Source organism: Micromonospora sp. CNZ303, from assembly GCF_004345505.1.
The window spans coordinates 222,241-243,706 of sequence record NZ_SLVT01000011.1; the positions used below are offsets into that span (position 1 = coordinate 222,241).

A 21,466-nucleotide genomic window follows, 5' to 3' on the forward strand; every position below is an offset into this window, starting at 1 on the left:
CGGGACCGCGTCGCCCCCGGCCCCCTGCGGCCGGGGGCGACGCGGCGGGGTGGACGCCCTTCGTACGCTGACGACCATGACGAGACGCGCGCTGGTGGCCGTCCTCGGCGGCTCCGCCGCGCTGCTGCTGGCGGTCGTCGGGTGCGTGGGGGCCGCGATCCGGGCCGTCGACAACGACCCGGGCGACACGCCCGAGTGCCGGGAGTCGGTGCGCGCCGAGGAGGCGAAGGTGCGCACCGACCGGTGGGCTCCGCCCGAGCAACTGCCCGACCTCGGCGACTACCCGGAGATCCGCTGGCAGTTGCGCTCGTCGGGCGACCCGTGCGGCCGCGCGCCGGGCCCGGTGGACTGGGCGTACCAGGGCGTGGTCCGGCTGCGTCCGGCGGACGCGCGGACGCTGGCGCAGCGGTACGACTTCGTGCCGTACGCACCCGCTGTCCCGGCTCCCCACTCCGGCAGCCCGGCGGACGCGTGGCCCGCTCTCGCGCCGTTCCTGCCGGCCGCGCCCCGGTGGCTGCACAGCCGGGCGTACGACGAGGCGACCCCGGCCACGCGGTGGCGGACCGCCTTCCTGGACGTCGAGCACCGGACGCTCTTCTTCACGCTCCACGACCACTAGCCGCCCGGGCGTGCGTCCTTCGCCCGGCCGACCGGTCACCTGTCCAGCCTCCCGGTCGGGCACCTGTCGCCGAGGCTCAGCGCAGCGCGCGCCAGAGCAGGTAGAGCCCGATCGACGTGCCGAAGACCACGATCAGCACCTTGAGCACCACCGGCGGCAGCCGGCGCACCAGCCGCGCACCGGCGTACCCGCCGACCAGCGTCGCCGGCGCGACCACCGCCACGGCCGCCCAGTTCACCGGCCCGAACAGCGCGAACACCACGAGCGTGGTCAACCCGACCAGGGCGGAGAGCAGGTTCTTCAGCGCGCTCACCCGCGCCAGCGTGGCGTCCAGCACCAGGGCCAGGCCCGCGACCAGCATCACCCCGAGGGCCGCGCCGAAGTAGCCGCCGTACACCGCGCCGACGGCGACCATGGCCTGCACGGTGACCGTACGGCGGCGCGGCGCCAGGTCGCGCGGATGCCCGACGAGCCGGCGCAGCGGATCCTGGAACGCCAGCACCGCCGTCGCCCCGAGCACCAGGAAGGGCACCACCAGCTCGAACGCCCGGGCCGGGGTGGCCAGCAGCAGCAGGGCGCCGGCGATCGTGCCGACGATCGTGGTGGGCACCAGCGTGGCCAGCACCCGCCGGGGCGGCAGGTCCTGCCGGCTGCCGGCCACGCTCGCCACGTACCCCGGAAAGACCGCGACCGAATTGCTCACGTTGGCCGGCACCGGCGGCAGGCCCACCGCGATCATCGCCGGAAAGGTGATGAGCGAGCCCCCGCCGGCCACCGCGTTGACCGTGCCCGCGGCGAGGCCGGCGGCGAGCAGCAGCGCGGCGTCGGAGACATCCATGGTCACCAGAGGCTAGTACCCGCGTCCGCCAGGACGGGTGCCGGACAGCCCCGGGGCGGCAATAGGCGCGGCCGTGGCGTCGTTAGGATGGATGCGCGACGGACGAGTCGACCGGGCGGTCGCGTCGGCGGGCTCCGGCCCGCCGCCGAGGAACGTCCGGACTCCACAGGGCAGGGTGGTTGCTAACGGCAACCCGGGGCGACCCGCGGGACAGTGCCACAGAAAACAGACCGCCGACCCCATCGGGGACGGTAAGGGTGAAACGGTGGGGTAAGAGCCCACCAGCACCCCGGGTGACCGGGGTGGCTCGGTAAACCCCACCCGGAGCAAGGCCAAGCAAGGGCCGTCACCAGACATGATGACGACCCGGCGCAGACGCTTGAGGGCTGCCCGCCCGATGTCTGCGGGTAGGCCGCTCGAGCCTGCCGGCGACGGCAGGCCTAGATGGATGGCCGCCGCCGACGCGAGCCCCTCGGGGCGCGCGCCGGTCACAGAATCCGGCGTACAGGTCGACTCGTCCGTCGCCCACCAGCTCAGAGCCACGATCAAGGCTCTGAGCTGGTCTTTTGTCTGGTGCCGTCGGTCGACCTTGGTCAGCGTTGGGCGGCGTTTGACGGTCGGCCACGGCCTGAGACGGTCGGCCACGGCCTGGGCACCGGTTCAGCAGCGTCTCGGTGTGCCGTGTCCAGGAGAGCTAGGAGGGATCCTCCTCCGGTGCGCTTTCCACGTGGGCCACTTCGGCTTCCAGGATATTCGCTACGAGAATCGCGAGGCCGATCCGAGGTTGGGGTACTCAGCGCCTGGTCTCGTACCTGGTCAGGATCACGCCGCCAGGGAACGTCCGGGTCTCCACCAGGGTCAGGTTCACCCACTTGTCCAGGGCCGCGAAGAACGGCGTGCCGCCACCTACCAGGACCGGATGGGTGACGATCGCGTACTCGTCGATCAGCCCGTCCCGCATGGCCACTGCGGCGAGTGTGGCGCCAGCGATGTCCATGGGGCCGCCGTCCTCGGCCTTGAGCCGGGTGATCTCGGTGACCGCGTCGCCGGTGACCAGGCGGGTGTTCCAGTCGACCGTGCTGGTCGTCGAGGAGAACACCACCTTCGGCATGTCCCGCCAGCGGCGGGCGAACTCGATCTCCGCCGGTGTGGCACCCGGCTGCTGGTCGACGGTCGGCCAGTGGGAACTCATCGTCTCCCACAGTCTGCGCCCGTACAGCGCCGTGCCTGTCGCCTTCACCCGGTCGGACCACCACTGGAACAACTCGTCGCTCGGCACACTCCAGCCGAGGTCGTCGCCGGGCGCGGCGATGTATCCGTCCAGGCTCAGGTTCATGCCGAAGGTCAGTCTTCGCATGGTAGTCAGCCTCCCGTGAGCCGATACTCGGCGTACAGACCAGCACGGCACGGAAGAATCATCGGTCACGCCACACCGAGGGTCGGTTCACCACCATGCCAGGACTCCTTGGCGCCATGGTGGCGATGCGTGCCCTCGGTGACCCGCAACCCGGCAACCGCAACGACACCATCGCCTACCGCACCCGCCATCCGGATCTGCCGCGAAGCGCCCCATGGTGTCGATAGACCCGCTCCTACTCGCCGGCGGAGTCCCAGACACGCTCGAACGCGTCTCGCGTGATCATGTAGGGGCTCCAGTCCTCGTCCGCGTCATCAAGGCTCGCCTGCCCCAAGCCGCCGTGCTGGTCTTCCTCCTGTCCGGGCCCGTAGCGGAGGACCGGACCGTTGTCGTACGCCTCGATCTGCCGTACGGGCCCGCCGTCCTCGGCGACCTCGAAGTACCAGACCGAGGGTCCCCAATCGTCGAATTCGTCGCCTCGTGACTCGTCCCAGCGCCGGCGGATGAAGCGGCTCGCCATAGTGGGAGCCTATGGTCCTCGCATGCACAGACCTGCCGACAACCGCGCCCGTACCGCGAAGCCGGTTTCCATGCTCCTGGGCGTCCAACCCGCTGAACTCGCCGTTCGGAAGACGGCTCGCGCAACCGAAACTCAGCCGTCGGTCACGAGCACAACCCGGTCGGGCCTCCACGTCGTACCCGAGCACCGGCTCGATTCCCAGCCCCTCGGGCGTCAAGAGCACCGATTTGCGTAGCCTGCGGCCGCTCGTGGCTCCAGAAGAGCGGGCCCCAACGGAATGCGCCCAGGCGCTCCGGTCCGTCAGGGGAGTACGGGCGTCGCGAACATGGGATGAGCCATCTCCATCGTGACAGTTCCGGTCACGGCCGGGCCGTTCGGTTACCGGCCGGCGTCGGTGCCGGTGCCGGACGGGACGGCGAGTTGGTCCAGCGCGTCCTCGTACACCCCGACCTTGAAGTTGACCAGGTCCAGACACTTCCGGAGCTGGTTCATCTGGTCCAGGACCCGCTCTCGGTGCTCCCGCAGCAGCACCAGCCGCTCCGCCTCGGTGCCGCCGCCCGCACGGACCAGCTCGGTGTAGCGCCGGATCTCCGGCAGCGACATGCCGGAGCCGCGCAGGATGACGCAGACGGCGAGCCAGTCCACATCGCCCTTGTGGTAGACGCGGCGCCCGCCGGCATCGCGCCGGACCGGGTTGGCCAGGATGCCTTCCCGCTCGTAGAACCGCAGCGTGTGCACGCTCAGCCCGGTGCGCTCGGCGACCTCGCCGATGCTCAGGCCCGGGCCGACTTCGGACATGCCGTCCAGCGTAACGGGTTGACCTAGAGTCGGCTCCAGCTCCTAGGGTGCTCGCACGGGTAGCCGGCTGGCCGACCGCCCGGCGCGCGACGACCACAAAGGAGCCCCACCATGCGTTACCGCGTCCTGGGCCGTACCGGCATCGAGGTGAGCGTCCACTGCCTCGGCACCATGATGTTCGGCTCCGTGGGCAATACCGACCACGACGATTGTGCGCGGATCATCCACGCCGCTCTTGACCAGGGGATCAACTTCGTGGACACCGCGGACATGTACTCCGCCGGCGAGTCCGAGACGATCGTCGGCAAGGCGCTGCAAGGCCACCGGGACGACGTGGTGCTCGCCACCAAGGTGCACTTCCCGATGGGCGAGGGACGCAACCGGGGCGGCAACTCGCGGCGCTGGATCGTCCGGGAGGTCGAGGAGAGCCTGCGCCGGCTGAGCACCGACTGGATCGACCTTTACCAGGTGCATCGGCCGGACTCCACCACCGACATCGAAGAGACACTATCGGCGCTGACCGATCTGGTACGCCAGGGAAAGATCCGCGCCTTCGGCTGCTCGACCTTCCCGGCCGAGCAGATCGTCGAGGCGCACCACGTCGCGGAGCGACGCGGACTGCACCGGTTCCGGACCGAGCAACCGCCGTACTCGCTGCTCGCCCGGGGAATCGAGACTGACCTGCTTCCGGTCACCCAGCGCTACGGCATGGGCGTGCTGACCTGGAGCCCGCTTGCCTCCGGTTTCCTGACCGGCCGCTACCGCAAGGGGCGACCGGTGGACCTGTCCACAGGCCGGGCCGCGCTCACCCCGGCCCGGTTCGATCCCGCGATCGAGGAGAACGTGCGCAAGCTGGACGTGGTGGAGCGGCTCGTCGAGCTGGCGTCGGAGATCGGCTGTACGCTGCCGGAGCTGGCGCTGGCCTTCCCGGCGGCGCATCCCGGGGTCACCTCGGTGATCATCGGGCCACGCACCATGGAACAGCTCGACGCCGCGCTGAAGGGCGCCGAGCTCACCCTGGACGACGCCGTGCTGGACCGGATCGACGAGATCATCCCGCCGGGCACCAACCTGTACCAGGCCGACGGGGCCTGGCGTCCGCCGGCGCTGACCGACCCGGCGCTGCGCCGTCGCCCGGTTGCCGACCGCGCAGCCGCCTGACGCGCAGGCCCCTGTCCGCACAGGCCGCGATCCGCGTGTCACGTCACGTGATCGCGGGTGACACCCCGGCAGGCGCCCGGCACTGCCGGGAAGAGCGATCGCTCGGATCGTGACGGTCACGGCTACGAGGAGGTGCTGCGGCTGCTCACGCAGGGTCTGCCGGGCCAGCGACGGTGGCGGGGAACACGGGTCCACGGCCGCGTTGCGCGGCTGTGGGCCCGTCCCATCTTGGAGCCGCGCCCCAGCGCTCAGCGCGAGGCGCGGGCATGCGCCCAGCCGATGAGTTCGTCGACGTATCCGGCCGCCCGGGGCCGCTCGGCGAAAGCCTCGCGTAATCCGGCGCAGGCAGCATCCAGTTCCGGTGACGGTCCTCGCCCGGAGAGCAGGATGACCAGTGGTGGCCAATGGCCGATCTGCTTGTTGGGCAGTGCGCTCAGCTCGGCCAGGTAGCGGCCTGGCTGCAGCAGTTCGACCAGCCGATCCGCTGCCCGCGTCACGCCTGTGAGGAGATCGGCGCGCAGCCGATCCACATCGGTGTCGGCTGTCACCTGCCAGCGCTCGCGGTCACTGGCGGCGGGGTGGGGGCACGGCACCCGGCGTTCCATGAGGCCGATGCTGTAGATCTCGCTCGCTTTGTTCATCGGTCGGGTCTGCCCGGTCCTCCACGCCATCCACTCCCACCACTCCTTCGGGGCCGCTGCGGTATCGATGTAGAACATTTTCGCGGTGGGCCGGGACCGCTCCGACGGCTGTTTGTGAATGACGGCGACACCCTCGGGCGTAGTCAGTCGCCACACCGCACCGGAGCTGCGAAAGCCCCGTGGATGCAAGGTCACGCCGATGTCATGCAGCAGGCCGCGTATCACCACGTCGAGTTCCGCCATGACCTTGACGGTACGGTCGTCCACCGGAGTCGGTGCAGCGCGCCGACGCAGCTTCGATCCGGCGATCTGCCCCGACTCCGCTAGCTCGCCGAAGGACTGCCCCAGTACCACGACGTCGTCACCGCCGGCCTGACCCTGCCGTGCAGCCCGGGTCAGGTCGAAGGCCACAACGTCCGGGTCAGATGGCTCGACCTCCTGCGTCGGCCTGGCCGTGTGCGCATCGTTCTAGTGCGCGAATGCTCGGCCAAGCCAGATGCGGACACGTCAGCCCGACTGCGTCCGCCCGGCCTGCAGCCGGGGGTGACGAGGCGCTGCCAATTCCCGGACCGCTGCCAGCAGACCGCTACCTCGATGGTCGTCAGCATGTTGCTGCTCGCGTCCTGGTGGGCGTACACCCCCACCGTGGGTGTGGCGCTGCTCGGCGAGGTCGGCGGCGCGGGCAACTGGCTCGCTCTGGCCTGCGGCGACCGCAGCCGTGCTCCGGGGGCTCTGGCACGGCGGCCCGACGGCGTGGCGGGTGGTACGCGGCTTCGCCGCGCCGGTCGCCGTCGCGTTCCTGGTCGCAGCCGGCATCATGCTGCTCTTCGGGCCGCGCCTCGGATCCCTGATCACGACCCCGGTCGACCCGGCCCTCATCGCGACGGCGGCGGGCGGGCTGCTGGCGGTGCTGGCGCTGTCGGTCAGCGGGCTCCTGGTCCGTACCGCGTCGGCCCGCGCCTGGTGCGGCGACCGCTGAGCCCCTCATCCCGTCCGGCGCGGGCGCCCGTGCCGGCGGGCGCCCGCCGGCGGCGTGGCCGCGTCGCCGACCAAGGCGCCGCTGGGAGCGTTAGCGCCCCCGTCCGACGGGTAGTCGGCGAGGGCTCCTGACAAGCGGCGGGGAGGTCGTATGACGACGACCAGCACCTTCTTCGAGCAGTTGGCCGACGTCGGTCACGATCCACGGTTGTGCAAGGTCCGCGGCACCGTCCGGTTCGACATCCGGGAGGGGGACCGGGTGGAGCAGTGGCTGCTGGACATCGACCACGGAAGCATGAAGGTGACGCAGGGCGACAGCCCGGCGGACACGGTCATCACGGTCTCCGCCGATGTCGCGGAGGCGATGACGCGGGGTGAGATGAACGGCCTGGCCGGGATCGCCCGGGGCGAGATCATGGTCGACGGGAACCTCGCGTTGGCGATGCGGGTCGGGCGGCTGTTCCCGGTGCCCCCCGCCGCTCGGCAGCAGGCCGCCTCCGGCCGCGGGGAGTGACCCGATGAAGGACATCCCGGGCACCGTGTCGTGCATCGACGGCAGCACCTTCATCGTCTCGGATTCCAGCGGTGACGTGGAGTCCTCACCCGCGACCCCGGTCGGCCTGTTCGCCGCCGACTCGCGTTTCCTGTCCCGATGGGTGCTCACCGTCAACGGCGAGCGGCTGACCGCGCTGTCGGTGGACGACAGCCAGTACTACGAGGCCGCGTTCTTCGTGGTGCCGGGCGGGCAGACCGACTACGTGGAGGCCGACGTGTCGGCGATCCGGCGGCGGCGGATCGGGCCGGATCTCACCGAGTCGCTGACGGTGTTCAACTACGGCGAGAAGGAGATGGACCTCGACGTGCGACTGGAGGTGGCGGCCGACTTCGCCGACATCTTCGACATCAAGTTCGACATCCGCCAGAAGGCCGGCAGTCACTACACCCACGTCGGTCCGGACGAGTTGCGCCTGGGCTACCGGCGCGGCACGTTCCAGCGCGAGGTGTCCGTATCGGCGAGTGAGCCCGCCGACTTCGACCGGGACGGGCTCCGCTTCACGCTGCGGCTGCCGCCCGGCGCCCGGTGGTCGACGGAACTGCGGGTGGTCATGCGGGCGCTGCGTCCGGACGGTGTCGACCTCCGCGCCCCCGTGCGCGCGCTGCGTCCGGACGCCGCCACGCTGCCGACGAGCGTACGGGAGTGGGTCGCGGAGGCCCCGAAGCTCGACACCGACAGCGACGCACTGCAAGAGGTGTACCACCGCAGCCTGGTGGACCTGGCGGCGCTGCGCTTCGCTCCGCTCTCGCTCAGCGGCGCGACCGTGCCGGCGGCCGGGTTGCCCTGGTTCATGACCCTGTTCGGTCGGGACAGCCTGCTGACCTGCCTGCAGACCCTGCCCTTCACCCCGTCGCTGACCCCGCCGACGCTGCGGATCCTGGCGTCGTTGCAGGGCGCCCGGACCGACAACGTCCTGGAGGAGGACCCCGGTCGGATCCTGCACGAGCTGCGCTACGGCGAGTCGGCCGCGTTCGAGGAGCAGCCGCACTCGCCGTACTACGGCACCGTGGACGCCTCGCCGCTGTTCGTGGTGCTGCTCGACGAGTACGAACGGTGGAGCGGCGACACGGCGCTGGTGATGGAGCTGGAGCAGGAGGCCCGGGCGGCCCTGGCGTGGATCGACCAGTACGCCGACCTGACGTCCACCGGCTACCTCTGGTATGAGCGACGCAACCGGGTCACCGGGCTGGAGAACCAGTGCTGGAAGGACTCCTGGGACAGCATCTCCTACGCCGACGGCCGGCTGCCGGGCTTCCCCAGGGCCACCTGCGAGGCCCAGGGCTACGCCTACGACGCCAAGATCCGGGCGGCGCGGCTGGCCCGTACGTTCTGGAACGACCCGGCCTACGCGGACCGGCTGGAAAGCGAGGCGGCGGCGCTGTACGAGCGCTTCAACCGGGACTTCTGGCTCGACGACCGGGGTTACTACGCGCTCGCCCTCGACGGCGACGGCACTCCCGTCGACAGCCTCTCCTCCAACATCGGGCACCTGCTGTGGAGCGGGATCGTGCCCCCGGAACGGGCCGCGCGGGTCGCCGAGCACCTGCTGGGACCGGCGCTCTTCTCCGGCTGGGGAGTGCGGACCCTCGCCGAGGGGCAGGGCCGCTACAACCCGCTCGGATACCACCGTGGCACCGTCTGGCCCTTCGACAACTCGTTCATCGCCTGGGGCCTGCGCCGCTACGGATTCGCCGCCGAGGCGGGACGCATCGCCGAGGGCATCATCGACGCGGCCACCTACTTCCAGGGCCGGCTTCCCGAAGCCTTCGGCGGGTTCGACCGGCACACCACGCGGTACCCGGTCCGGTACCCCACCGCCGGCAGCCCACAGGCATGGTCCAGCGGAGCGTCCCTGCTGCTCATCCGGATCATGCTCGGCATCGAACCGCACGAGGACCATCTCGCCGTGGACCCGGCACTGCCTCCCGGCTTCGACCGGCTCGCACTGCTGGACATCCCGGGCCGCTGGGGCAGGGTGGACGCGTTCGCCCGGCACCGCTTCGACCGGCCGCGAGCCAACGGCGGCGGATCCGACCCGGGCCCTGCCTGAGCCGCAGCCGAACCCTGGATCCCGGTGGAGCCCGTCACCGGCTGATCTCGTCCAGCACACCATGCTGGAAGGCGCGGGCCTCGGGACCGCTCGGCGGCGGCCCGCCGGCCCGCGCCGCGATCGACCGTTCGATCAGGTCGGCAGCCGCGCCGCCGGTCGCGTGGCCGGCGGCCCCACCGCCGATCAGGCGGCGGGCAGCCGCGCCGTCGTCGGTCGGGTCGGCCCGCCGGCCGTCGGCGGCCAGCCGGCGGCCGGCGTCGACCTTCGACAGCCAGACGCCGTGCCGGACCTTGACCAGGGAGCGGCAGGCGCCGAGCACCGCGTCCTCGGCCCCCGGGGTGGGACCGTCGCCGGGCGGGGTCGGCAGGGCCAGCCACCAGCGCAGCGCGTCGGTCAGCAGGCGGCGCAGGTCGGCGGGGGAGAGGTCGGCGAAGGCCTCGGCGGCCGGCGGCCCGAGCAGGGCGTACCCGCACTGGTGCAGGATGCTGCGGTCCAGGCCGTACCAGAACAGGCCGTCCCCGGCGGGGCGGTCGGCGGCGGCCCACGTCGCCCGGAACGGCATCCGCGCCCCGGTGTTCAGCTCGACCTCGAACCCGGGTTCCGGCGTGCCGGAGCGGGCGACCGCGCGGCGGTACACGACCAGCTCCAGCCCGCGCGCGGGGCACGGCAGCGCCTCGTGCCGCAGCCGCGCCACCAGCTCCTGCCGGCGCCCGAGGTCGAGGGCGTCGGCGCAGACCAGCGCGACATCGACGTCGCTGCGCCCCGGCTGGTACGCGCCCAGCCCGACCGAGCCGGCCGCGTACGCCCCGACGAGGTCGTCGCCGAGCACGTCGCGGGCGGCGGCGACCAGGTCGGCGAGGTAGCGGCGCAGGGGCGGGTCGAGCTCAGTCACCGGACTCGGCCCAGGCCGTCCCGGCGGGCAGGAACCACGCGCCCGCCTCGGGGCCGAGGGCGTGCGCGACGGTCAGCCGGGCGTGCCGGTCGAGCGCGGGCAGCCGGTCCGGCGGGAACCACTCCACGGCCACCGACTCGTCGTCGTTGACCCGGGCGGTGCCGGCGACCAGCCGGCAGTGGAAGCCGAGGTTGAAGAACTCGCAGCGGTCGCCGTTGGGGTAGGTGTGCGGGTGCGACACGACGCTGCTCAGGCGGACCAGCTCGACCTCCAGGCCCGTCTCCTCCCGCACCTCGCGGACCACCGCCGTGGCCGGCTGCTCGCCCGGCTCGACGATGCCGCTGACCACTGACCAACGCCCGTCGTCGGCGCGCCTGCCGAGCAGCAGCTCGCCGGCGTCGTTGCGCACCACCGCGCTCACGCTCGGCAGCAGGAGCAGGTCGTGGCCGACGCGCTCGCGCAGCCGCAGGATGTGGTCCGGAACGCCCATGCGGCGACCCTAACCCGCCTGCCGTCCCGTCAGTCGGGGCACGACAGCCGTTCGAGGGCGACGGGACCGGCGTCGGAGGGCACGGCCAGCGCGAAGCACGCGGCCGAGTCGGCCCGCTGCCAGCCGAAGACGGAGGCCGCCGTCTTGGTGACCCGGACGCGGAAGACCAGCCGTACGGTCGCCTCCGCGCGGGGCCCGTCGCTGCGTACGGTCAGCACCTCGACCCCGTCCACCGCGTCGGCGGCCCGCCGCAGCGTCGACTCCCCGGCCGCCGGTTCGGCGAGCAACCGCGCGCGGGCGAGCTGCGCGGTGGCGGTCACCTCCCGCTCGGCCCGTCGCTCCAGCCGCTGCTGTGACCGGTCCCGCAGCAGCGGCAGCCCGGTGGCCGCCCCGACCACCGCCAGCACGATCGCCGGCGCCGCCACCGCCAGTACGCGCCGCGGCCACACCGATGTCCCACCCCCGTGTCGCACGGGGCGATTGTGCGCCACGGGCCCGCCCTGCGGCTGCCCCGTGGCGGGCCGACGGGGTGGGCGCCGTACCCCCGAGTGGCCCTGTTTTCGCAGTTCCAGCCCTTGCCGGCGGGAGCACGTCTACTGTGGAGAACGTCGGCGACTTGTGGTGTTCCGGTGGCGGCCGGGTGGTTCGCGGTGCACAGTGATCCCATGAGCGACAGCGGAAGCGGTGGGCACTTCTACTGGTGCACCCGGCACCACCGGGTCGAGACCGACGCCGACGTGTGCCCCGCCAGGCACGTTCTGGGGCCGTACGCCTCAGCCGCCGACGCGGAGAACGCCCTGCAGACGGTGCGGGAGCGCAACGACGCGTGGGAGGCCGAGGACGCCCGCTGGGCCGGGGAGGACAGATAGACGGCGCGGGACGGCCCGCGCCGAGGCACGTGGTGCTCCGCGAGGGCGAGAGCACGTCCCCAGGAAGGGAACCGAGATGGCCGAAGCAGAGCAGGCCACCACCCGCCCGGCCGCCAGACGTACGACCGCCAGGAAGACCGCCGCGGCGGAACGGACCGCGGGCACGGCGCGGACCGCGCGCCCGTCGGCCACGTCCACGGCGGCGAAGAGGGCACCGGCCAGCAAGGCGACCGGCGGCGCGGGACGGGCCCCGGCGAAGAAGACCACCGCCGCGAAGGCCTCCGCCGCGAAGAAGGCCCCCGCCGCGAAGGCTCCCGCGAGGAAGGCGGCGTCCAGGGTCGCCACCGCGGCGAAGAGAACGACGGCCGCGGCGAAGAAGACGACCGTCACCGCCGCGAAGAAGGCGCCCGCCGCGGCGAAGCGGACGGCGGCGGCCAGGAGCACGGCGGCGAAGAAGACGACCTCGGCGAAGACGCCAGCCCGGCAGGCGGCGACGAAGGCCGCCACCACGGCGAGGAAGGCCACCGCGCCGGCGAAGAAGACCACCGCCAGCGGCACCGCCCCCGCCCGCAAGGTCACCTCGGCGGCGAAGAAGACCACGACGGCGGCGAGGAAGAGCACCACCTCGGCGGCGAAGAAGACCACGACGGCGGCGAAGGCCCCGGCGAAGAAGGCCACCGCCAGAAAGACGACGCCGGCCAGGAAGACGACGGCGGCGAAGAAGACGGTGCCGGCCACGAAGACGACGGCGGCGAGGAAGACGGCCGCGACCCGGCCCACCGGCGGCGCCCGCAAGGCCGCCGCGACGAAGGCCCCCGCCAACAAGGCCACCGCGACGTCCTCGGCCACCACCCGCAAGGCGGCGGCGAAGAGGACGACCGTCGCCCGGGCGCCAGCGAAGAAGACGACCGTCGCCAAGGCGCCGGCGAAGAAGACGACCGTCGCCAAGGCGCCGGCCAAGAAGGTCACCGCCCGCAAGGCGCCTGCCCCGACGGCGGCGGCCCGGGCCACCGCTCCCCGGGGCGTACGGGCGAGCGCGCGCAGGGCGACCGGCTGACCGCGACGCGGACGATCGGCGCTCGCCGGGAAGCGGATCATCCGCCACACTGTCAGGATTGACCCCGTGGTGATCCGACGCGTACTCGCACCCCGCATCGACTTCGGCGCGCTGCGCCGCGAACTGGGGCTGCCCGAGGGGTTCCCGGCCGAGGCACAGCGCGAGGCCGACGCCGCGGCGGCCGCGCCGCCCCGGCCCGCCGCCGACCGCACCGACGTCCCGTTCGTCACCGTGGACCCCGCCGGTTCGCGCGACCTGGACCAGGCTATGCACCTCGCCCGCCGCCCCGGTGGCGGCTACCGGGTGTCGTACGCGATCGCCGACGTCGCCGCGCACGTCCGCCCCGGTGGGGCGCTGGAGGAGGAGACCTGGCGGCGCGGGCAGACCGTCTACCTGCCCGACGGCACCGTGCCGTTGCACCCCGAGGCCCTCAGCGAGGGCGCGGCCAGCCTCCTGCCGGACGTCGACCGGGCCGCCGTGCTGTGGACGATCGACCTGGACGCCGACGGCGGCACCGTCGGGGTCACGCTCGAACGCGCGCTGGTGCGCAGCCGGGCCAAGCTGGACTACGTCGGCGTCCAGGCGGACGCCGACGCCGGCCGGCTAGCCGATGCCATCGCCCTGCTGCCCGAGATCGGAACCCTGCTCACCGCGCGCGGGCTGCGCCGGGGAGCGATCAACCTGCCGCTGCCCGAGCAGGACGTGGAGGCCGACGGCGACGGCTGGCGGCTGGTGCTGCGCGGGCCGGTGCCGATGGAGGAGCACAACGCCCAGATCTCGCTGCTGACCGGGATGGCCGCCGCCGACATCATGCTCGCCGGTGGCATCGGCCTGCTGCGTACGATGCCGGCGCCGAAGCCCGAGGCGGTGGCGCGGCTGCGGGCCGCCGCCGCCCCGCTGGGCGTGCACTGGCCGGACGGCGCCGGCCCCGGCGAGGTGATCGCCGGGCTGGACCCGTCGCAGCCCCGGGCCGCCGCCTTCATTGACCAGGCCGCCGAGCTGATGCGGGGCGCGGCGTACACGGCGTTCGACGGCGCGCCGCCCGAGCAGCGGGAGCACGGCGGGGTCGCGGCCGCGTACGCCCACGTCACGGCGCCGCTGCGGCGACTGGCCGACAGGTACGCCACGGAGGTCTGCCTGGCCCTGCACGAGGGCCGTGCGGTGCCCGACTGGGCCCGCGCGGCGCTGCCCCGGCTGCCCGAGGTGATGGCCACGACCGACCGGACCGCCTCGGCGGCCACCCGGGGCGCGATCGAGCTGGCCGAGGCGGTGCTGCTGGAGCACCGGGTGGGGGAGACCTTCGACGCGGCGGTGCTGGACGTCGACGCGGCCCCGGACGGCAAGGCCCGCCCGGGCCGTCGGCCCGGCGGCACCGTGGCGCTGGACGAACCGCCGGTGCGCGCCCGTTGCCTCGGCGAGCTGCCGCTCGGCGAGCGGGTGCGGGTCCGCCTGGTCACCGCCGACCCCGCCACCCGCGCGGTGGCCTTCGAACTGGCCTGATCCGCCGGCCCGCCCGCCGGCCGTCTCGATCCGCTGGCTCGGTCGCCCCGCGCGGTGACGCCGGGCCGGTCGGGTCCCGCCGGCGGATGCCCCGGCACCGTCGGCGGCAGCGGGGATTGTCACAGCGCCCGCCGGTGCCGCCGGCCTGCGGGTTTGCGAGGATGGCGGCATGGCTTACGACGCGAGCACGCTGCCCGACGTGTCCGGGCTGACCGTCGGCATCATCGGCGGCACGGGCGACCAGGGGAGGGGTCTCGCCTACCGGTTCGCCCGGGCCGGCCAGTCCGTGCTGATCGGGTCCCGTACCGCCGAGCGGGCCGTCCAGTCCGCCGAGGAGATCGCTGCCCTGTCCGGCGTGCCCGCCGGGGCACCGGTGGCCGGCGGCGGCAACGAGGAGGTGGCCCGGCGCAGCGACGTGGTCATCATCGCGGTGCCGTGGGACGGGCACGCCGCCACCGTCGCCGCGCTCGCCGAGCCGCTCGCCGGCAAGATCGTCGTCGACTGCGTGAACCCGCTGGGCTTCGACAAGCAGGGCCCGTACGCCCTCACGGTCGCCGAGGGCAGCGCCGTGCAGCAGGCCGCCGCACTGCTGCCCGACTCCCGGGTCTGCGCCGCGTTCAACCACGTCAGCGCCCCGCTGCTGGCGGACCCGGAGATCGAGCGGATCGACCTCGACGTGCTGATCTGCACCGAGGACCGCGAGCTGGTCGGCGTGGTCGCCGCGCTGGCCGCCCGGATCCCCGGCATGCGCGGCATCTACGCCGGCCGGCTACGCAACGCCCACCAGATCGAGGCGTTCACCGCCAACCTGATCGCCATCAACAAGCGCTACAAGGCGCACGCCGGCATCCGCGTCACCGACCTCTGACGGCCGGCCGCGTCCGCCGCTTCAGACCTTGGTAGGAAACGGCCCCTCCAGGGGCCTGCTCCTACCAAGATCTCTACCCGCGTCCGAGCGGGTGGCGGCGGTAGTGGGGGTGCGGAGGACCGACGGTGAGGGCGTTCTCGTCGAGGCCGTTGTAGACGACCAAATCGGTGTCGGCGAACGCGAAGCCGAGTGCGATGCTGCCGTTGGCCAGGTCGCCCGTCCCGCCCCACCACTCCAACAGCGCGACCTCGCGCAACCGGCGGCCCGGCAGGGCGGCCAACCCAGGCAGCGGCTCGGCACGCCAGGCCAGCCGGAAGCCGTCGGAGGTGGGCCAGGCGAGCGTGCCGCCCGGGGAGACCGAGTTCCAGGTGATCGAGAGATCGTCGAACTTCTGGTGGTTGACCTCCACCTGCTCGCCGGCGAAGTCCAGCAGCACCGGACAGTCCGCGAACCACTCGTCCTCGTCCAGATCCCAGACCAGCCAGACGCGAGTGAGCGTACGGCCGGCCAGCGCGGCGAGCCGGGCGCCGTGCGCCGTCTCGAGGTCGGGCCGCCCGTGCAACCAGGTCGGCCGGTAGCCGGGGATGCCAAAGTCGAACACCGGACGATTGTCGGCCATGAGGCGGACGGGGCGGGGAGGGGCCTTGGGCGCCGGTGCCGCGTACCACCTCCCGCCCGGACGCCGGTCCTGCGACGTCCGGGCGGGAGGCGGCCGGCCGGTGTCAGAAGGTGTGTTCCTCGGCGGGGAAGTCGCCGCCACGGACCTCGTCGGCGAAGCGTCGGGTCGCGTCGGTCAGGGCGCCCGCCAGGTCGGCGTAGCGCTTCACGAAGCGCGGCGCCCTGCCGGTACGCAGGCCGGCCATGTCCTGCCAGACCAGCACCTGGGCGTCGGTGTCCGCACCCGCGCCGATGCCCACGGTCGGGATCGGCAGCTCCGCCGTGATCCGCTTGGCCACCTGCCCCGGCACCATCTCCAGCACCACGGCGAAGGCTCCCGCCTCGGCCACCGCCCGGGCGTCGGCGATCACGTCGTCGGCCGTGTCGCCGCGCCCCTGCACCCGGTAGCCGCCGATGGCGTGCTCGCTCTGCGGGGTGAAGCCGATGTGTGCCATCACCGGGATGCCGGCGCCGGTGATGGCGGCGATCTGCGCCGCGCAGCGCCGGCCGCCCTCCAGCTTCACCGCGTGGCAGCCGCCCTCCTTCATGAACCGCACGGCGGTACGCAGCGCCTGCGTGGGGCCCTCCTCGTAGGAGCCGAACGGCAGGTCGCCGACGACCAGCGCGTGCCGGGTCGCCCGGACCACCGCGCGGACCAGCGGGAGCAGTTCATCGGCGGTCACCGGCACCGTCGTCTCGTAGCCGAAGACGTTGTTGGCCGCCGAGTCGCCGACCAGCAGCACCGGGATGCCGGCCTGGTCGAAGATCGAGGCGGTGTACTGGTCGTACGAGGTGAGCATCGGCCACCGCTCGCCGCGCTCCTTGGCGGCGATCAGGTCGCGGGTGCGTACCCGCCGGGTGGCCGGGCCGCCGTAGAGGGCGGTCACCTCGGACGGGGTGGACTCCACCATGACTGTCTCCTTCCTCGAGGCCGCGTGCGCGGTCCCCGGGTTCCGCCGCGATCGTCGCACCCGACGACCGGCCGGCGGCAGAGCGCAGTGGAGGATGTCACTCCCGGGCTGCCGCCGGCCCGGGAGCGACCCGGCTCAGCCGTCCTCGCGCCACCGGTTCGTGATCGGCAGCCGCCGGTCCCGCCCGAAGGCCTTCATCGAGATCTTCGCGCCCGGCGCGGACTGGCGGCGCTTGTACTCGGCGGTATCCACCATCCGCAGCACCCGGTCGACGACGGCCGGGTCGTGGCCGGACGCGACCAGCCCGTCGCGGCCCAGATCGCCGTCGACGTAGCCGATCAGGATCGGGTCCAGCACGTCGTAGTCGGGCAGCGTGTCGCTGTCGAGCTGGCCCGGGCTCAGCTCGGCGCTCGGCGGCTTGCCGATGGAGTTCTCCGGGATGGGCGGGGTCTCGCCCCGGCGGGCGGCGTCGGCGTTGCGCCACTTCGCCAGCCGCCAGACCAGCGTCTTCCAGACGTCCTTGACCGGGTTGAAGCCGCCGACCGAGTCGCCGTAGAGGGTGGAGTAGCCGACCGCCAGCTCGCTCTTGTTGCCGGTGGTCAGCACCAGGTGCCCCTCCTGGTTCGACAGCGCCATCAGGATCACCCCGCGTACGCGCGCCTGGAGGTTCTCCACGGAGACCCCGGAGAGCGACATGTTCGCCAGGAAGGTGTCCACCATCGGCTGGATCGGCTCGACCCGGTAGTCCAGCCCGGTGCGCTTCGCCAGGTCGGCCGCGTCCTCCCGGCTGTGCTCGGAGGAGTGCTGGCTGGGCAGCGAGACGCCGACCACCCGGTCGGGCCCGAGCGCGTCGACGGCCAGCGCGGCCACCACCGCCGAGTCGATGCCGCCGGAGAGGCCCAGCACCACCGAGGGGAACCGGTTCTTGTTGACGTAGTCGCGCAGGCCCAGCACGAGCGCCTGCCACACCTCGGCCTCGTCGGCCACGGGTGCGATGATCCCGCCCGTGGCGGCGGGGCCGGCGGGCGCCGGCGGGATGTCCCCGGCCTCCGTCCGCACCACCCGCATCCCGTCCGCCAGCTCCTGCTCCGGGGCGGCCGGCTCGCCGGCGGCGGGCAGCTCCACGTCGTGCACCAGCAGGTGCTCGACGAACTGCGGGGCCCGCGCCAGCAGGTCGCCGTCGGCGGCCACGATCATCGAGTCGCCCTCGAAGACCAGCTCGTCCTGGCCGCCGACCATGTTGACGTACGCGATCGTCGCCCCGGCCTCGGCGGCCCGGCGGCGGACCAGCGGCAGCCGGACGTCGTCCTTGTTCAGCTCGTACGGCGAGCCGTTGACGCAGAGGACCAGGCCGACCCCGGCCTGGCGGGCGGCGGCGAACGGACCGCCGGCCTGCCACAGGTCCTCGCAGATGGTCAGCGCCACGTCCACCCCGCCGACGCGGACGACGCTCAGCGCGTCGCCGGAGACGAAGTAGCGGTCCTCGTCGAAGACGCCGTAGTTGGGCAGGTGGTGCTTGAAGTAGGTGGCGACGATCCGACCGTGGTGCAGCAGGGCCGCCGCGTTGCGGGCACCGTGACCGGGCTCGGCGTCGCCGCTGACCTGCGGCGGGCCGTCGGCGTCCAGATAGCCGACCAGCACCGGCAGGGCGCCCAGCCCGTCGGCGTCGAGATCGGCGGCGAGGCGTTCCAGCGCGGCCTTCGACGCGGCGACGAAGGACCGGCGGAAGACCAGGTCCTCGACCGGGTAGCCGGTCAGCATCATCTCCGGGAACGCGACGATCTGGGCGCCGGTGTCGGCGGCCCGACGGGTCCAGTCACGGACCAGGCCGGAGTTGCCGGCGAGGTCGCCGACGGTCGGGTTGACCTGGCACAGGGCGAGACGCAGGGTGGGCATGTCCTCATCTTGCCCCAGCCGTGCGGACCCGACACGCGGGGCGGGGCGGGACGACGGGAGCCGCGGGACAGGGCGGGACGCCGGCCGGCCGGTCGCGTAACGTCGGCGTAACGAGGCCGGTGGAGACTGGTCGGTCAGGCCGGGTCGACCCCGGTCGCAGGTGCGCAACGGTGTCGCGAGGGGTGGAAGTGGACCGTCAGCAGGAGTTCGTCCTCCGTACGCTGGAAGAGCGGGACATCCGGTTCGTCCGGCTGTGGTTCACCGACGTGCTGGGCACGCTCAAGAGCGTGTCGGTGGCCCCCGCCGAGCTGGAGGCAGCCTTCGAGGAGGGCATCGGGTTCGACGGCTCGGCGATCGAGGGCTTCGCCCGGGTCTTCGAGTCCGACATGGTGGCCATGCCCGACCCGACGACCTTCCAGGTCTTCCCGTTCGAGGGCGGGGTCAGCGGCGAGAGCGCCCGGATGTTCTGCGACATCCTGCTGCCCGACGGCGGCCCGTCCTGGGCCGACCCGCGGCACGTGCTGCGCCGGGCGCTGTCCAAGGCCGCCGAGAAGGGGTTCACCTTCTACACCCACCCCGAGATCGAGTTCTTCCTGCTGGAGAACGGCCCGCTGGACGGCTCGGTGCCCGTCCCGGTCGACACCGGCGGCTACTTCGAGCACACCACCCACGCGGTGGCCCGCGACTTCCGCCGGCAGGGGGTGCTGGCGCTGGAGCGCATCGGCATCTCCGTGGAGTTCAGCCACCACGAGGTGGCCCCCGGCCAGCAGGAGATCGACCTGCGCTACGCCGACGCGCTCACCACGGCCGACAACATCATGACCTTCCGGCACGTGGTCAAGGAGGTGGCGCTCTCCACCGGCGTGCAGGCCACCTTCATGCCGAAGCCGTTCACCGACCAGCCGGGCAGCGGCATGCACACCCACCTGTCGCTGTTCGAGGGGGAGCGCAACGCGTTCCACGACGCCAGCGACCCGATGAAGCTGTCCAAGGTGGCCCGGGCGTTCATCGCCGGGCTGCTGGTGCACGCCCGGGAGTACACGGCGGTCACCAACCAGTGGGTCAACTCGTACAAGCGGCTGTTCCCGCAGGCCTTGCCGGACCGGGTGACCGAGAGCCCCGCGTACGTCTGCTGGGGTCACCTGAACCGGTCCGCGCTGGTCCGGGTCCCCGCCTACGGCAAGCCGAACTCCGCCCGGGTGGAGGTCCGCTCGCCGGACTCGGCGGCCAACCCCTACCTGGCCTTCGCGGTGCTGCTCGGCGCCGGGATGAAGGGCATCGAGGAGGGCTACGAGCTGCCGCCGGGCGCCGAGGACGACGTGTGGTCGTTGACCAGCGCCGAGCGGCGGGCGATGGGCTACGAACCGCTGCCGGAGAACCTGGCCGAGGCGATCGACGTGATGGCCGGCTCCGAACTGGTCGCCGAGGTGCTCGGCGAGCACGTCTTCGACTTCTTCCTGCGCAACAAGCGGGCCGAGTGGGAGCAGTACCGCCGCGAGGTCACCCCCTACGAGCGGCAGCGATACCTGTCGCTGTAGGCCCGCCTCCCGGGGCCGGAGCGGGCTCCCGCTGCTGGCGCGGTGCCGCTATCGTCTCGGTCACCGCGCCGGCATCCCCGCCGGGCGCAGAGTTCGGGAGGCAGTCGGTGCTGGAAGACCTGCTCAGCGGAGCCTGGCAGAGCGTCGTGTTCGGGGTCGTCGGGGTGGCCCTGATGGCGGCCGGGTTCGGGCTGGTCGACATGCTCACCCCCGGCAGGCTGCGGGAGCTGATCTGGGTACGGCGCAACGGCAACGCCGCGCTGCTGCTCGCCGCGAACCAGCTCGGCATCGCCGGGATCGTGTTCACCGCGATCCTGACCAGCTACAGCGACTTCGCCAAGGGGCTCGCCTCGACCCTCGTCTTCGGCCTGGTCGGGCTGGTCATCATGGCGCTGGCGTTCTTCGTGCTGGACCTGCTCACCCCCGGCAAGCTTGGCGAGATCATCTGCTCGGACGAGCCGCACCCGGCGGCGCGGGTCAGCGCCGCCACGCACTTCGGCGCCGCGCTGATCGTCTGCGCCTGCATCGCCTGACCTGTCCCGTCACACCCCCGTCGTAGGTTGCGGGGGTGAACCGGACGGACCGTCTCTACGCCCTGGTCGAGGAGCTGCGCGCCGTGTCGCCACGGCCGCGCAGCGCCCGCTGGCTCGCCGCCCGCTTCGAGGTGAGCAGCCGCACCATCGAACGCGACATCGGCGCCCTCCAGGAGTCGGGCGTGCCGATCTGGGCCGAGCCGGGCCGCACCGGTGGCTACGCGCTCGACCGGGCGCGCACCCTGCCGCCGGTCAACCTCACCCCCGTCGAGGCGGTCGCCATGGCGGTGGCGTTGCACCGGATGCGCGGCACGCCGTTCGCCGCCGCGGCCGGCACCGCCCTGCGCAAGCTGATCTCCGTGATGCCGGCCGCCGACGCCGCCGAGGCGCACCGGCTCGCCGCCCGGGTGCACCTGATCGGCGACGGCCCGGTGACGCCCGTCCCGGCCGCCGTCGCCGACGCGGTGCGCGCGCGACGCGTGCTGCGCCTGCGCTACGCCGACCGCTCCGGTGCCGGCTCGCTGCGCGACGTGGAGCCGCTGGGCTACCTCGGCAACCCCCGACACTGGTACCTGCTGGGCTGGTGCCGGCTGCGGGGCGGCATCCGCGCCTTCCGCGTCGACCGGATCACCTCGGTCACGACCCTCGCCGAGCGGGTGCGGGAGCGCGAGCTGTCCGCCGACGACATCGACATCCCCCAGGAGCGGGTCCGCCGGCTCAGCCTGGTCTGAGCCGGG

General features: G+C 73.0%; 22 protein-coding genes and 1 other RNA gene. 11 read left to right on the plus strand and 12 right to left on the minus strand.

The window, feature by feature from the left end; all coding sequences use genetic code 11:
- The first annotated feature begins 76 nt into the window (after positions 1-76).
- Positions 77-619, plus strand: a complete 543-nt coding sequence (locus EV374_RS19310; RefSeq protein WP_132237286.1) for a hypothetical protein — start codon at positions 77-79, stop codon at positions 617-619.
- Positions 620-695: 76 nt separating this feature from the next.
- On the opposite strand, the gene EV374_RS19315 is transcribed toward EV374_RS19310, so the two are convergent.
- Positions 696-1,457, minus strand: coding sequence for a sulfite exporter TauE/SafE family protein (locus EV374_RS19315; protein ID WP_132237288.1), 762 nt, complete (start codon positions 1,455-1,457; stop codon positions 696-698).
- A gap of 103 nt (positions 1,458-1,560) precedes the next feature.
- Between EV374_RS19315 and rnpB the strand changes: the two genes are divergently transcribed.
- An RNA gene (gene rnpB, locus EV374_RS19320) (RNase P RNA component class A) lies at positions 1,561-1,978 on the plus strand.
- Between the two features lie 272 nt (positions 1,979-2,250).
- Here rnpB and EV374_RS19325 read toward each other — a convergent pair.
- The 3 genes from EV374_RS19325 to EV374_RS19335 all read right to left on the minus strand — a co-directional run bounded on the left by EV374_RS19325 (position 2,251) and on the right by EV374_RS19335 (position 4,132).
- A complete protein-coding gene (locus tag EV374_RS19325; protein ID WP_132237290.1) occupies positions 2,251-2,814 on the minus strand; it encodes a dihydrofolate reductase family protein in 564 nt (187 codons plus the stop codon).
- 235 nt (positions 2,815-3,049) lie between these two features.
- The gene (locus tag EV374_RS19330; protein WP_132237292.1) at positions 3,050-3,334 is read right to left on the minus strand and encodes a DUF6881 domain-containing protein; all 285 of its coding nucleotides are present in this window, start codon (positions 3,332-3,334) and stop codon (positions 3,050-3,052) included.
- A 378-nt stretch (positions 3,335-3,712) separates the two neighbouring features.
- Positions 3,713-4,132: a MerR family transcriptional regulator gene (locus EV374_RS19335; protein ID WP_132237294.1), complete on the minus strand. Its 420-nt coding sequence runs from the start codon at positions 4,130-4,132 to the stop codon at positions 3,713-3,715.
- 111 nt (positions 4,133-4,243) lie between these two features.
- Between EV374_RS19335 and EV374_RS19340 the strand changes: the two genes are divergently transcribed.
- Positions 4,244-5,293: an aldo/keto reductase gene (locus EV374_RS19340; protein WP_132237296.1), complete on the plus strand. Its 1,050-nt coding sequence runs from the start codon at positions 4,244-4,246 to the stop codon at positions 5,291-5,293.
- Between the two features lie 248 nt (positions 5,294-5,541).
- On the opposite strand, the gene EV374_RS19345 is transcribed toward EV374_RS19340, so the two are convergent.
- Positions 5,542-6,345, minus strand: coding sequence for a DUF4304 domain-containing protein (locus EV374_RS19345; protein ID WP_132237298.1), 804 nt, complete (start codon positions 6,343-6,345; stop codon positions 5,542-5,544).
- Positions 6,346-6,652: 307 nt separating this feature from the next.
- Between EV374_RS19345 and EV374_RS19350 the strand changes: the two genes are divergently transcribed.
- From EV374_RS19350 to EV374_RS19360, 3 genes are all read left to right on the plus strand, one after another.
- Positions 6,653-6,913: a hypothetical protein gene (locus EV374_RS19350; RefSeq protein ID WP_132237300.1), complete on the plus strand. Its 261-nt coding sequence runs from the start codon at positions 6,653-6,655 to the stop codon at positions 6,911-6,913.
- 150 nt (positions 6,914-7,063) lie between these two features.
- Positions 7,064-7,426, plus strand: coding sequence for an SCP2 sterol-binding domain-containing protein (locus EV374_RS19355; RefSeq protein ID WP_132237302.1), 363 nt, complete (start codon positions 7,064-7,066; stop codon positions 7,424-7,426).
- 4 nt (positions 7,427-7,430) lie between these two features.
- Positions 7,431-9,518, plus strand: a complete 2,088-nt coding sequence (locus tag EV374_RS19360) for an amylo-alpha-1,6-glucosidase (RefSeq protein WP_486485845.1) — start codon at positions 7,431-7,433, stop codon at positions 9,516-9,518.
- A gap of 34 nt (positions 9,519-9,552) precedes the next feature.
- Here the strand turns inward: EV374_RS19360 and EV374_RS19365 are convergent, their stop codons facing one another.
- The 4 genes from EV374_RS19365 to EV374_RS32660 form a co-directional block, all read right to left on the minus strand.
- A complete protein-coding gene (locus EV374_RS19365) occupies positions 9,553-10,410 on the minus strand; it encodes a nucleotidyltransferase domain-containing protein (RefSeq protein ID WP_132237304.1) in 858 nt (285 codons plus the stop codon).
- A complete protein-coding gene (locus EV374_RS19370) occupies positions 10,403-10,900 on the minus strand; it encodes an NUDIX hydrolase (RefSeq protein WP_132237306.1) in 498 nt (165 codons plus the stop codon). Before EV374_RS19370 ends, EV374_RS19365 begins: the two co-directional genes overlap by 8 nt.
- A gap of 29 nt (positions 10,901-10,929) precedes the next feature.
- Entirely contained in the window at positions 10,930-11,349 is a 420-nt protein-coding gene (locus EV374_RS19375) for a hypothetical protein (protein WP_132237308.1), read from the minus strand.
- A gap of 324 nt (positions 11,350-11,673) precedes the next feature.
- A complete protein-coding gene (locus EV374_RS32660; RefSeq protein ID WP_165947839.1) occupies positions 11,674-12,867 on the minus strand; it encodes a hypothetical protein in 1,194 nt (397 codons plus the stop codon).
- Between the two features lie 25 nt (positions 12,868-12,892).
- Between EV374_RS32660 and EV374_RS19390 the strand changes: the two genes are divergently transcribed.
- A complete protein-coding gene (locus EV374_RS19390; RefSeq protein WP_132237310.1) occupies positions 12,893-14,326 on the plus strand; it encodes an RNB domain-containing ribonuclease in 1,434 nt (477 codons plus the stop codon).
- A 169-nt stretch (positions 14,327-14,495) separates the two neighbouring features.
- On the plus strand, positions 14,496-15,194 hold the full coding sequence (gene npdG, locus EV374_RS19395) for an NADPH-dependent F420 reductase (RefSeq protein ID WP_132237312.1): 699 nt from the start codon (positions 14,496-14,498) through the stop codon (positions 15,192-15,194).
- Between the two features lie 73 nt (positions 15,195-15,267).
- Here the strand turns inward: npdG and EV374_RS19400 are convergent, their stop codons facing one another.
- From EV374_RS19400 to EV374_RS19410, 3 genes are all read right to left on the minus strand, one after another.
- Positions 15,268-15,795, minus strand: a complete 528-nt coding sequence (locus tag EV374_RS19400) for a hypothetical protein (protein WP_132237314.1) — start codon at positions 15,793-15,795, stop codon at positions 15,268-15,270.
- A 121-nt stretch (positions 15,796-15,916) separates the two neighbouring features.
- Positions 15,917-16,762: a 3-methyl-2-oxobutanoate hydroxymethyltransferase gene (gene panB, locus EV374_RS19405; RefSeq protein WP_132237316.1), complete on the minus strand. Its 846-nt coding sequence runs from the start codon at positions 16,760-16,762 to the stop codon at positions 15,917-15,919.
- 135 nt (positions 16,763-16,897) lie between these two features.
- A complete protein-coding gene (locus tag EV374_RS19410) occupies positions 16,898-18,658 on the minus strand; it encodes an NAD+ synthase (RefSeq protein WP_132237318.1) in 1,761 nt (586 codons plus the stop codon).
- Positions 18,659-18,846: 188 nt separating this feature from the next.
- Here EV374_RS19410 and glnA point away from each other — a divergent pair, with 188 nt between their 5' ends.
- The 3 genes from glnA (at position 18,847) to EV374_RS19425 (ending at position 21,460) form a co-directional block, all read left to right on the plus strand.
- A complete protein-coding gene (glnA, locus tag EV374_RS19415; RefSeq protein ID WP_132237320.1) occupies positions 18,847-20,196 on the plus strand; it encodes a type I glutamate--ammonia ligase in 1,350 nt (449 codons plus the stop codon).
- 107 nt (positions 20,197-20,303) lie between these two features.
- Positions 20,304-20,729, plus strand: a complete 426-nt coding sequence (locus tag EV374_RS19420; RefSeq protein WP_132237322.1) for a DUF350 domain-containing protein — start codon at positions 20,304-20,306, stop codon at positions 20,727-20,729.
- Between the two features lie 35 nt (positions 20,730-20,764).
- Positions 20,765-21,460, plus strand: coding sequence for a WYL domain-containing protein (locus EV374_RS19425; protein WP_132237324.1), 696 nt, complete (start codon positions 20,765-20,767; stop codon positions 21,458-21,460).
- Positions 21,461-21,466: the final 6 nt, after the last annotated feature.